We start from the raw sequence: 11824 nt of genomic DNA, 5'->3' as shown, positions 1-11824 counted from the left end.
ACAAGGCCGGCCCGCCGCACAGTTCTGCACAGGCCGGGGTCAGCCGCCGTGGTCGGCGGTTCCATACTGTTCGACGTCGAGGCCGTGGACTTCCCTGAGCTCCTCTTTCGTCGTTCCGAAGTCGTCGGTGACCTGCTTCCGTTCCACGTCGGTGGACGCCATGCTCCAAGCCAGCTGGACGGAGCTTAACTCCCGACCGCTCGAGGCGGCGGGGCAACGGACGAATTCATACAACTCAGCCACTCCCGAAGAATCATCCACAGTGAATCACCATCCCTTTGTTCAAAGCATTTTCCGGCACGTCGCATCGCCGCTCGGGCGGTCGTTCGAGGCGGCCACTCCGAGCGGATGTGAAAAATATCAGAAGAATTATTACCGGTTGCGCCGGTCCGCCGGGGGCTTTTCGTGGAGTCCTTACGGGCGTGCGTCGGCGAAGGGTCAGGGAGAAGAGGGTACAGTTATCCCGTGCTTCGCCGAAGGCTTTCCGGGTGGGATCGCCTTTTCCGACTCCTTGAATGTAGGGGAAATTCCCGGGGGGTGCCAGGTGGTTCGCGATTTCTCCATCAACGGAATTTCGGATTCCGCATCAGGCGGCCGTGCGGTCGATTACAAAACGGGCATCGCGGGGTGAATTGATGTAATTCGGTCGAGACTGAAAAGGCTCTCCGTCGACTGAAGGTGTCAAGTTCTGATTGACGAGATCTTTCGCGTCAAATTAGCCTGCTCGTGTCCGTAGTCACAGATAGGAGTGGGGTGGTCGCGTGGAGGCAGGCGAGGAGTTCGGGCCCTGGTTGGCCCGTCAACTCAGGCTCGCTGGCAAGTCCCAGGCGGAGCTGGCGGAGGAACTGGGCCTGACCAGGGCCGCGGTGTCGGCGTGGATCACCAAGAGGTCGGTCCCACGCCCGACCGTCATGGTGGAGATCGCCAAGGCCCTCGGGACGGACCTCGGGACCGTACACACGCGCACCACCGACACCCAGGTCGGACTCCCCGTCACCTGGTACCACCGGCCCGGCTACCACGACGGCGGACGCGACGGCGGCAATGCCGCGGCCTTCGCCTTCGATGCCGATGTCCAGGTGCTCGCCCGCGAGACGTGTCAGAACAGTCTCGATGAGCGACTTGCCGAGAACGGTCGTCCGGTGCGGGTGCGGTACACCATCCACGAACTCACCGGCGAGATGCTGGATGCCTTCCGCAAGGCGATCCTCTGGGACGACCTTCACCCCCACTACTCGTCCGTCTCGCAGACCGCCTCCCACCAGAAGGTCGGACGCGTCGTGGACGCCGGCGTGCGCGACATGTTCGAGAAGGGGCGGCTCGTCCTCCTTCGCATCGACGACTACAACGCGTCCGGCCTCACGGGCGACGACTACGACGACGGCAAGTTCGCCGCCGTTGTCCGGCGCCAGCTGGAGAGCCTCAAGTCCGGGCGTGGCGCGGGCGGTTCCTACGGCCTCGGCAAGGCGACGCTCTGGGCGACCAGCGCGCTCGGCATGGTCCTGATCAACTCCACGCTCTCCGTCCCCCACGAAGGGCGGACCGAGCGTCGTGTCATCGGTCGACTGGAGCTTCCCTGGCGCTCCGTAGACGGGGAGGCGTACGCGGGCCCCGCGTGGCTGGGGCGCCCCGATCCGGACAGCCCGGGTGCGCAGGTGGCCCGCTCCTGGTGGGCGGACGAGGAGACGGTCGCGAGTCTCCACCTCACCCGCGACAGCGACGAACCCGGCACCTCCTTCCTCATCGTCGGCGCCCATGACGTGGCCAGTCTCGACCAGGGCACTGTCGACCTCGATGCCGACGACGAGGACGGCGCCGACGACGACGGGACCCGGGACGTCCGTGCCATGCACCGACGGCTGGTCGAGGCACTGGGACGGGACTTCTGGGCTGCGATGACCGGTGGCGGAAACCGACTCCCTCTCCTGGAGACCTCGGTGCGCACCCTGCGCAACGGCGAGGTCGTCATCGAGGAGGAGAAGGTCGACCCCACCGTCACCCAGCCCTCCCGCACCCGGGCCCTGCGTGCCTTCTACGAAGGCACGACCGTGGACCGGCTCACGGAGGCCGGTCAGGTCGCGCTCCGCACGGTCCCGTTCAAGCTGCCTCTCGCAGGCGGGCGTCGTGGCACGCTCGGCACGCATCAGGCCGTGCTGCTCGTCACGGACGCCGAGGACGCGGACGGCGTCCCCAACCAGGTCCACTCGCTGCGCGGCAACCGGATGACCATCAAGAAGTCCGGCGTCGCGGGGCTACCCCTCGGCGTCAACGCCTTCCAGGCCGTTCTCCTCACGGGGCACGCGGCAGGGGACTCGGTTCCCTTCGTCGAGGAGGCCGAGGACTTCCTGCGTGCGGCCGAGCCGCCCGAGCACGACCGTTGGGGGCAGACGGAGGAGCTCACCCTGCGCTGGTCGCACACCGCGCACCACCGCATCAGCAGGCTCACCACCGAGGTCAACTCGGCGGTGAAGGAGCTGGTCGCCAAGCCGAAGCGCTCCGCCGGAGAGGGTGGTACGAAGCTGCGGAAGGCGCTCACCGTCCCCCGCAAGACCGCGACGCCCCGCCGCGCGGCGGGGCCGTCCCTTCCGGAGCTGGACGGTCTGGAGGCCTCCATCGGCGACGCGGGGGAGTGGCGGATCACCGCCGAGGTGAAGCTTCCCCGTGCCGAGGAGCTCCCCACCATGACGCCGACCGTCCTCCTCGACGTGCGGTCGGGCAGCCGTCCCAGGCTCGACTGGGCGGAACTCGTCGCCGTGGACGGTTGCGAGGTCGAGAACGGCGTGCTCCGTTTTTCGCCTGGCGCCCGGCGCGCCGTGTTCAGAGGCTCCACCGACGTCACCAGCCACCCGGTCCGTACCGCGCTCACACGGCTCGTGCTCGAACTGCGTGCCGGCAAGGGGGAGTGAGCCATGAAGTTCTACCCGTACAAGCGACTCAACCGCCCGATCACCCTCCGGGTGACCTCGGCCTCGCTCAAGTTGCCCTACGGCAACCGTGACCATCTGGACACGTCGGCATACTCCACCCAGCAACGGACCGTCGCCCTGGGCGTGGCGCAGCACGAGGACTGGGTGTCAGCCCGCATCGGCCTGTCCGCCACCCTGCCGCCCGGTGCCGACTCGGACGACGCCCCGTGGACCGAGCTGCGTGTCCTCGCCGTTCTCACCGACGGCGAGACGAACGTGCGCACCGCCGTCGACCTCCGGCAGGACGCTCCCGGGAGCAAGGAGTGGTCCGGCACTGTCGAGGTGTCCCGTGACGATCACGTCGGGCGCGCCACGCTCGCGGCCCTGGCGGTCGCCACGGTCGACGGTGTGCCCGGCAGATCGATCGCGGAGACCGATGAGGACTGGACCGTCGACGTCGTCGCGGAGGAACCGCTCGGCGGCCTGCGCCTCGACGTGAAGCAGGTGAGCTTCTCGAAGAGTTCACGGGAATGGCTGCGTCCCTACTCCGACGCACCCTGGATCGTGGATGCCTCGGGAAGGTTGCCCACGGTCCTGATCAATGCGGACATCGAGGGCTTCTCCGACCTGCTGGGTGCCGAGAGCGGAGGGCTGGAGAGCAAGGTCCACGAGATGCTCGTCGCGCAGATGGCCACCGACGTGTGGACTGCCGTGTTCCACAGTTCTGTGGGCGACCTGGAGGTGGAACCCGACGGATCGCCGGTCTTCCCCACCGACTGGCAGGGCGAAGTACTGCGCGAGATGCTCCCGGACGTGGTTCCGGGCGTCCACGTGGAGGAGGCACTCCGCCGGGTTCACCGGCGGCGCACCGGCGACGCGGGGTGGGTGGAGCTCCAGACCCGTATCCACTACGCGGCCGTGCGGCGCGCCGGCGCGAGCAAGGCCCTCACCAACGCCCTGCGCGGACTCCAGCAGCTGAACCGAGGGGACAAGGCATGATCGAGAAACCGCACCACCTCCCTCCGCGGCTCGGCCTGCTGTCCGCGTCAGCGGCCGACCCGTTCCTCACGGAGGACCTCCTCAAGGGGGTCGAGGGCCATGGCGGAGTCGACCTCGCCAAGGTCGTCGAACCGCTGTCGGGGGACGACCCCCGCTGGGATGTCGTACAGCTCAGGGAACTCGTGGAGGATGCGCTGCACGGGTTCCGCGAGAACAGGACCCAGGCCGATGCCTGGCTGGCGCCCCGCCTCCACGCCACTCTCCGCCTCACGCGGCGGGAGGCAGCGGACCGAAGGCTGTGGACCCATCTGGCCCTGGCCGTCGCCCCGGACTACGTGGCGTGGCGGCACCTCTCTCCGAGCAAGTCGAAGATCAACCCTGAACGCTTCAAGGGCGCACTCGATCGGCAGTGCTTCTCGCGGCTGTGGTGGGCGGCCGAGATGTTCCGCAACGGGGGCGACTACTCCCCGGTCGAGGCGGCCTGCGCCAACCAGGACCTGATCCACTCCGCCCTGCGGCGGGATCTCATCGACCACCGACCCACGGCCCAGGCTCTGGTACGTGTCCTGGGGCGAGGTGTCGCCACCACCGGCCGGGAGATCGAGGGCCTCATGACGGCGATCAACGCTGCCGGAGCGACTCTCGTCTACGACGCGCTGGCCCCGGACGCGCCGCGCGACCCCGAGGTGTTGCGTCGGTGGGTGGCGGAGGCCGAGACCGCGCCCTCGGTCCCGCGGCATTCCCTGCCGGACGGGCCCGACGAGGAGCCCGTCCCGGAGGCCTCGGTGACCGCACTCACCGACTTCTTCACCGATCTGTTCGAGACGGCTCCGGTCAGAGGTCGGGCCTAGCAGGACTGAGGCGGAGGGTCACCTGCCGGTGAGCGGGTGACCCTTCAGACCGCGGTGGTCGAGGGGCTTCACCGTCCGCGTGGGTTGCCAGGCGACCAGGTCCTCGACCCCCCGCTTCAGCCGTTCCGTCACCTCGTTCTCGTCCAGGTCGGGTTCGAGCACGTGTCGCAGCACGTGCAGGGCGAGCCTGGGGGGCACGGCGTTGCCGATCTGCTGGGACACGTCGTTGCCATCCCACGGATATGCGGCGGGGAACGTCTGCAGCACCCCTGCCTCGGCATTGTTGAAACGGTCGAGCTCGTCGTCGAGGTCCGTGTCGGTGCCCTGGTGGACCACGCGGTTCCGGGACACCTTTCCGGTGATCGTGGCGGAAGGGGCGTCGTGGTCACGCCGACCACGAGCCTCCGGCACACCGCCGGTCCCGTAGTTGGAGACGACCGTGAACGGGGGACGGAGGCGCACCTGGCCGCCCGAGAACAGCTGGGCGTTCTTCAGCGCGGTCTCCATGGAGATCCACTTCTCGGGCTTCCTCCGGGTCCCGTCGTTCTCGTTCCCGGCGTTGTCCAGAGGCAGTGTGTCGGCGTGGTGGTCCGCTTTCGACGGCCGGGTGCGAGAAGCACGGCGGTGATACAGCTCGTGGGTCTCCTCCACCTGCGGAAGAGGATCACGGCCGGACCCGCCGAGCCTGGCCATCAGCACCGCGCGCCGGCGGGTCTGGGGAACGCCGAACGCCTCGGTGTGCAGGAACTGTGTCGCGGTCCGGTATCCGAGGGTGTCGAGCACCGCGGCGTACTCCTCCCACACGCGCATCACTGCCGGCACCTGCTCCAGGATGACGGCCTCGTAGGCCGCCGCCCCGGGCCGCCTGCTCCGCTCGATGATCCACCACAGGGGCTGCAGGACGAGTCCCGTCCGCTCGTCGCCCAGCTCCTCGAGCTTGACCTTCAGCTTTTCGAGCACGCCGTCCAGATCGCCGAATTCCTTCAGCAGCCCGGTCAGCTCGGCATCCGGGAATTCGAGGGTCTGGGGCGCCTTGAGCTCCTTCAGGATCCGCTTCGCCTCGTCCGTCGAGTTCCCCAGTTCCTCGAGTCTCTTACGCATGGCCTTGCGCATCTCGGTCCTGGACTGCTCCACCGCCCGCTTCTCGGCCTTGAGCGCCTTGGCCTCGACCTCCTTGCGCCTGAGCTCCTCGTGGATCTGCCGCCAGGTGCGGAAGACCTGCGTCCAGGCCGTCAGCCGGTCGGGGTGATCAGCGGTGTTGTGCACGGCCGTGTGCAGGCGATCGATGTACCGGAGAACGTCGTCCAGTGCCCTGCGACCCGCGCCGTGCCCGGCGACGGTGAAGGTCTGGCACGGCGGCCCACCGGTCAGCACCTGGGCATGCGGGAAGAAGGCGGCACGGTACCGGCGGACGTCGCCCTGGAAGGTGTCCATCCCCGCCTTGGCGCGGGTCGCACATGCTCCGGCGTCCCACTCGATGCCCGTCACCTCGTGCCCGAGGACATGCGCAGCCACATCGAGCCCACCGGGACCTGCGAAGAGGTCCAGAATGCGGAACTTCGCCGGTGAGGAGTGTTGCATTTCGACGTGACTCATGGGCCCGAAGTCTAGCCGGCGAGCCGGGGTGCCCACTGCGCCTCGGCTACGCCCTGTGGACAGAGCGCAGGGCGGTCGCGATGGCAGCACCGAGTGCCCTACCCACCGGTGGGGGCGTGGCATGACCGATCTGCCGGTACCGGGCCGTCTTCCGACCCATGATCCGCCAATCCGGCGGGAAGGACTGCAGAAGGGCCGCCTGGTCCACTGTGATCTTCACCATCTGAGCAGGGTCGTCCGAGCGCGGCCACACGTACTCCACCCCCGGCACCTCGTCGGCCAGTGAGCCGCCGTTCACCCCCATGCGCGCCCAAGCCCGCTTCGTGCCCGACGGCCCGAGGTCCGCACCGCCGCGGTTCTCTGAGCCTCCGACCAATGTCGGAGCCACGGCCGACGCCTGGGCCGCCCAGGCCTCGGCGTCATGCCAACCCCGGGACCTCATGGACGGGAGCAGGACACGACCCACCGGGACAGGCTCTTCCACCGTCGGCTCGGGCGGCGTGAAGGCGTCGAACCACGGTTCCTTGAGCGCCACGAGAACGCCCTGCCGGCGTTCCTGCGGCACCCCGAAATCCGCCGCGTCGAGCACGAACCAGCACAGTCGATAACCGAGATGCGTGAGTTCCGCCCGGACGAAATCGCGAATGCCGGCATACGTCGGGGAGTCGACGAGTGCGGGCAGATTCTCCAACAACAGGGCACGTGGCTGGATCGAGTGGACGAGATAGATCGTGGCGGTGAGGAGCCTCAGTTCCTGATCGCTGTCGGCGCGGCCCACGGCGGCTGAGGCCTTCACCCGCGGGAGACCGGCCGACAGAAGATCGACGTCGAAGGTCTCCGGGTGCTCGTCCGGAAGAAATGAGATCAGGTCCTCACAGATCACGTTCCACTGCGGCCTGTTGGTCAATAGGGTCTCGCACGCCTGAGGTTTGTGGTCGAGGAGGAGGACGGGCGAGAAGCCCGCGCTCTCCAGCCCCGAGGCCAACCCGCCGGCACCGGAGCAGACATCGACGAAGCGAAGCCGATCACTCATCCGTCTTCTGCCTGTTCTTTCCGACCGCCGTGCTGCGGGGCGGTGCGCCTCAGTCGCTCCCGGTCCACCGCGGCCCGTACGGTTGTGGCGACCTCGTCCGCCGGCATGTGTTCCCAGAACCGCAGGACCACCCACCCCTGGGCCTCCAGGTGCTCGGTCGTCTCCTTGTCGCGGGCCATGTTGCGATCGAGTTTCTGCCGCCACCACTCGGCGTTCGCCTTCGGCTGCGTGGCGTGCTCGGGGCAGCCGTGCCAGAAGCAGCCGTCGATCAGTACGGCTACTTTCACGGAGGTGAAGGCGACATCGATCCGTCGTCGGGCCATGCCCGGCACCGGGAACTCGACGCGGTAGCGCAGGCCGGCCGCATGCAGTAGGCGACGGACCGCGAGCTCGGCGGCAGTGTCCTTGCTGGCCTGCCTACTCATGCGGGCCGAGACGGCGGGGGAGGACGGAACGGCTTCGGGCACACCTGCATTCTGCCGGAGGTCTGGTGTGTCACTCCGCCCCGTGGCACTCCCCGTACGTCCGGCCCGAGCCGCACCAGCACTCTGCCGTCCTGGCCGGAGGCCAGGCAGTTGCGCGGCCGCGGGCCGCCAGGGTCGTGGCGTACTGGGGGAGGAGGTCCGCGTTGGAGGGGTGGGTGGATTCTGAGGCGGCGAAGGCTTCGTAGGAGGGGACCGTGGCTCGGACGATGCCCAGGTTGGGGGTGCCGGCGGCTGCGAGTTCGCGGAGGGAGGCCTCGATGTCTGTCAGGTGGGCTCGGTACGTGGGGTACTCCGCCTCCAGTTCCGGGTACGCCGCCAGGAGCTCGTCCAGTTCCCGTTCCGGCCAGTGGAGGACCGCGACCGGGAACGGGCGGGAGAGGGCCGTGCGGTAGGTGCCCAGTTCCGAGCGGAGGCGGGCGATCTCCGCCTGGAGTTCCGCCGGGTCCGACGAGCCCAGCGACCACAGGCGCTTCGGGTCGTGGAGTTCGTCCAGCCCCACCGTGCCCGTGTGCAGGCGGTCCGCCCGTACGTCCCAGGCGTCGTGTTCCCGTGCCAGCATGCGGCGGATCCGGTGGCGGGTGATCAGGAGGGACTGGGTTGCGTGGGGGAGGTCTTCCGGGCTTGCCAGGAGGGCTGCTGCTTCCGTCAGGGTTGACTCCGCCTCCTCCAGTTCATCGTGTGCTTCCAGCGTTTCCGCTGTGATCTCCCACGCTGTCGCGTCCGTGGGCTTCGCCCGTCGCACGCCCTCGATGATCGCCCGTGCCTCGGCCTCGTGGCCGTACTCCCACAGGTTCGCCGCCTTCAGCGCCCTGATCAGGTGCGGGTTCGCGGGGTCGGAGGCGAGGAGGGCGTCGTAGAGGGCCGTCGCGCCCTCGCGGTCTCCCGCCAGTTCCCGGTGGGCCGCGGCCTGGAGATAGAGGGGTTCCCGGTCTCCCGGGTACTGCGCTGCGGTGCGCAGCAGACGCTCGGCTTCGGTGGTGTGGGCGGCAGGCGTGTCAGGGCGCATGCCCTTCACCGTACTGCTGTACGGGCCTGGAGAGTTGGTGCCTCAGCCCTTATCGTGCCCCGCGTGTGGGCCAGGGTGGGGCAGCGGGTGCCGGTGGTCGTCCAGACGCGGGGGCGGCGTTCCGCCGGTGCGCGTGTGCTGTGGGTGTCCGCCGAGGCCTTCGTCACCTGCGGGGTTCTCGTTCTGCTTCTCGTCGTCCACCAGCTGTGGTGGACCAACCAGCAGGCCCGCGCCGAGGCCCGCGATCAGGTGCGTGTTCTTGAGCGGGAGTGGGATGTTTCTCCCCCCGTCGATCCTGGTGATTCTGTCGATCCCGTCGATCCCGTCGATCCCGTCGATCCCGTGGAGGCCGTCGAGCCCGAGCCTGTCGTCGAGTCCGGTTCCCCGCGCGCCACCGTGCCTCCCGCGCCCGCTCCCTCCGCAGCCTTCGCCGTCCTCCGTATCCCCCGGCTCGGGCTCACCGTCCCCGTCGCCGAAGGCATCTCCAAGCGGTCCGTACTCGACAAGGGGTACGTCGGGCACTACCCCGGTACCGGTGCGCCCGGGCGTGTGGGGAACTTTGCGCTGGCCGGGCATCGGAATACGCATGGTGAGCCGTTTCGGTATGTCAATCGGCTCGGCCCCGGGGATCGGATTTTCGTGCGCACGCGTGCGCGTACCTTCGTCTATCGCGTTGATCTTGTGTTGCCCGCGACCTCTCCCCGTGATGTGGGGGTCATCCGGGCCGTTCCTCGGTCCCTCGTCAAGCCCTCTTACGGGTACGACGCTCCCGGCGCCTATCTCACCCTCACCACCTGCACCCCCGAGTTCACCAGCACCTATCGGCTCGTCGTCTGGGCGAAGCTCGTGTCAGCGAGATGATCCGCGTCCCAGTACGAGCGTGAGTGCCGCTCCCGTCGCCGCCAGTCCCGCCGAGACCAGCAGTGCCGTGTTCGGGTCCGTCTTCACCAGGGCCAGTGTCAGGGCCACCCCCGCCGAGGAGCCGATGTAGCGGGCGGTGTTGTTGGCGCCCGAGCCCATCGCCGCCCGCTCCGGCGGTACCGAGTCGACCGCGAGCCGGGGCAGTGCCGCGTTGAGGAGGCCGCTGCCCGCGCCCGCCACCAGGAGGCCCGGGAGGAGGCGCGGCCACGGGCCTTCCAGGGCGCCGAGGAGGGCGAGGATCCCCGCTGCCGACAGGGCGAAGCCTGCAGTCAGTTGGTACGCGGCGGAGAGCCGGCCCGCCAGGCGGCGTGCCTGCAGCGCCGCCACGAACGCCGTGCCCGACCAGAGGAGGAACAGCAGCGCCGAGGCGAGGGGTGACATCCCTGCCCCGCTCTGGAGCAGTGCCGGCACCACGCTGAACAGGCCGATCACCGCCAGGCCCGTGAACAGCGCCCCCAGCGTCGACGCCAGGAACGCGGGCCTCCGCAGCAGCGTCAGGTCGATCATGGGAGTGCGGCTTCGGTGCTCCACCAGCACGAACAGTGTTGTCAGAGCCGCCGATGCCAGGAGCAGGAGGCCCACCTGGGGGCGCAGCCAGCCGTCCCGGCCGAGGGTGAGGGCGGTGAGCAGTGCCGTCAGGGACAGGCCGAGGGTCAGAGCTCCTGTCATGTCTGGGCGGGGTGCCCCTGAGGGCTTCGTTTCCTTCGGCAGTGTCCGTGCCCCTGCCCCTGCGATCGCCAGTGCCGCCGCCCCCAGCGTCCCGTACGCCAGGCGCCAGTCCGCCAGGCTCAGCGCCCCCGCGAGCAGCGGGCCCAGGGCGATGCCTCCGCTGACCGACGCGCCCCAGATGCCGGTCGCCCTGATCCGGTCCCGGCCCGCCGGGTACGCGTGGGCCAGCAGGCCCAGGCTGCCCGCCAGGACGGCCGCGCTCGCCGCGCCCTGGGCGATCCGGGCCGCGGTGAAGGTGAGCGTCGAGCCGGCGAAGGTGCCGAGCGCCGTGGTGAGGCCGAGTGTGAGCGTGCCCAGGAGGAAGATCCGGCGCCGTCCGTGCGCGTCCGCGAGGCTGCCCGCCACCAGGAGGAGGACGGCCAGGCCGAGCGGGGTGCCGTTGAGCAGCCAGGCCTGCGCCGACGCCGGGGTCCCGAACGCGGCGGCCATGTCCGGGAGGGTCAGCATCGGGGCCGTGTAGTTCATCAGCGCCACCGCGGTGGCGGCCGCCGTGACGGAGAGGGTGGCCCGTGGGCGGCTGGTGCGGGTGCCCCGGGTGGCGTGGGTCGTGGTGGCGAGTGTGGGCATGGCAGGGACCTCCACCTCTTAGGTTCGGTGAATGAACCTTACGGTAGCAGCAAAGTTCGTTCATTGAACTCGCGGTGGGTACGATGGGTCCCATGGCTCTCGGCAAGGACTACTCCCAGCAGCAGTGCTCCATCGCCCGCGCCCTGGAGGTCGTCGGCGAACGCTGGACCCTGCTCGTCGTCCGCGACGTCTTCTACGGCGTCCGGCGCTACAACGACTTCCTCGTCCACCTCGGCATCCCCCGCGCCGTCCTCGCCGCCCGCCTCCAGTCCCTCGTCGACGCCGGCGTCCTCGACCGGCGCCGCTACCAGGAGTCGCCCCCGCGCGACGAGTACGTGCTCACCGAGCGCGGCCTCGCCCTCTGGCCCGTCCTGCGCGCGCTGGGGAGGTGGGGGCGCGAGGAGCTGCCCGGCGCCGTGCCCGTGCGCCACTTCCACCACGTCGACTGCGGCACGGAGCTCGGACCGTACGGCGAGTGCCCGGCCTGCCGGATCCCCGTGCCCCCCGCCGACATCGAGATGCGGCCCGGCGCCGGAGTCGACCCGGACCCCGCCGATCCCGTCAGCCGCGCCCTCCTCCGGCCCCGCCGCCTCCTCGTCCCCCTGGAGCCGGCGGCCTCCTGAACCCCGCGGAGAATCCCGCGGGGAGGGCGGGAACTTCCCGGTTTCCCCGTGCGTCCTCTTCCTGAGACGGTCGACAGGCAGTCGGCAGGTCGAGAGGAGGAGGTGACG

11 protein-coding genes are annotated in these 11824 nt (G+C 69.5%); 5 read left to right on the top strand and 6 right to left on the bottom strand.

All coding sequences use genetic code 11. The features are described from left to right. Window positions 1–39 precede the first annotated feature (39 nt). Window positions 40–162 carry a hypothetical protein gene (locus SVTN_RS46135; protein ID WP_281192364.1) on the bottom strand — a complete coding sequence of 41 codons (123 nt, stop codon included), beginning with the start codon at window positions 160–162 and terminating at the stop codon, window positions 40–42. 599 nt (window positions 163–761) lie between these two features. On the opposite strand from SVTN_RS46135, the gene SVTN_RS14120 reads away from it, so the two are divergent. The 3 genes from SVTN_RS14120 to SVTN_RS14110 are packed head-to-tail and all read left to right on the top strand — an operon-like array spanning window position 762 to window position 4756. Then, a complete protein-coding gene (locus SVTN_RS14120) occupies window positions 762–2906 on the top strand; it encodes a helix-turn-helix domain-containing protein (RefSeq protein WP_041129411.1) in 2145 nt (714 codons plus the stop codon). A 3-nt stretch (window positions 2907–2909) separates the two neighbouring features. Beyond that, window positions 2910–3905: a hypothetical protein gene (locus SVTN_RS14115; RefSeq protein WP_041129410.1), complete on the top strand. Its 996-nt coding sequence runs from the start codon at window positions 2910–2912 to the stop codon at window positions 3903–3905. Beyond that, a complete protein-coding gene (locus SVTN_RS14110) occupies window positions 3902–4756 on the top strand; it encodes a DUF6339 family protein (RefSeq protein ID WP_041129409.1) in 855 nt (284 codons plus the stop codon). The genes SVTN_RS14115 and SVTN_RS14110 overlap by 4 nt, the downstream gene beginning before the upstream one ends. A gap of 18 nt (window positions 4757–4774) precedes the next feature. On the opposite strand, the gene SVTN_RS14105 is transcribed toward SVTN_RS14110, so the two are convergent. The 4 genes from SVTN_RS14105 to SVTN_RS14090 all read right to left on the bottom strand — a co-directional run bounded on the left by SVTN_RS14105 (window position 4775) and on the right by SVTN_RS14090 (window position 8876). Further along, a complete protein-coding gene (locus SVTN_RS14105; protein ID WP_245727536.1) occupies window positions 4775–6352 on the bottom strand; it encodes a DNA cytosine methyltransferase in 1578 nt (525 codons plus the stop codon). Between the two features lie 46 nt (window positions 6353–6398). Beyond that, window positions 6399–7385, bottom strand: coding sequence for a DNA cytosine methyltransferase (locus SVTN_RS14100; protein WP_041129408.1), 987 nt, complete (start codon window positions 7383–7385; stop codon window positions 6399–6401). Continuing rightward, on the bottom strand, window positions 7382–7810 hold the full coding sequence (locus tag SVTN_RS14095; protein WP_052499664.1) for a very short patch repair endonuclease: 429 nt from the start codon (window positions 7808–7810) through the stop codon (window positions 7382–7384). Before SVTN_RS14095 ends, SVTN_RS14100 begins: the two co-directional genes overlap by 4 nt. Before the next feature lie 70 nt (window positions 7811–7880). Continuing rightward, the gene (locus SVTN_RS14090; protein ID WP_041129406.1) at window positions 7881–8876 is read right to left on the bottom strand and encodes an SEC-C domain-containing protein; all 996 of its coding nucleotides are present in this window, start codon (window positions 8874–8876) and stop codon (window positions 7881–7883) included. Between the two features lie 63 nt (window positions 8877–8939). On the opposite strand from SVTN_RS14090, the gene SVTN_RS14085 reads away from it, so the two are divergent. Continuing rightward, window positions 8940–9737, top strand: coding sequence for a class E sortase (locus SVTN_RS14085; RefSeq protein WP_281192363.1), 798 nt, complete (start codon window positions 8940–8942; stop codon window positions 9735–9737). Here SVTN_RS14085 and SVTN_RS14080 read toward each other — a convergent pair. Next, a complete protein-coding gene (locus SVTN_RS14080; protein WP_041129405.1) occupies window positions 9726–11093 on the bottom strand; it encodes an MFS transporter in 1368 nt (455 codons plus the stop codon). The two genes, SVTN_RS14085 and SVTN_RS14080, sit on opposite strands and share 12 nt — an antisense overlap. 83 nt (window positions 11094–11176) lie before the next feature. Here SVTN_RS14080 and SVTN_RS14075 point away from each other — a divergent pair, with 83 nt between their 5' ends. Next, on the top strand, window positions 11177–11716 hold the full coding sequence (locus tag SVTN_RS14075; RefSeq protein ID WP_425428972.1) for a winged helix-turn-helix transcriptional regulator: 540 nt from the start codon (window positions 11177–11179) through the stop codon (window positions 11714–11716). Window positions 11717–11824: the final 108 nt, after the last annotated feature.

Source organism: Streptomyces vietnamensis, from assembly GCF_000830005.1.
GTDB lineage: Bacteria > Actinomycetota > Actinomycetes > Streptomycetales > Streptomycetaceae > Streptomyces > Streptomyces vietnamensis.
This window is presented reverse-complemented; position numbering and strand designations above follow the sequence as displayed.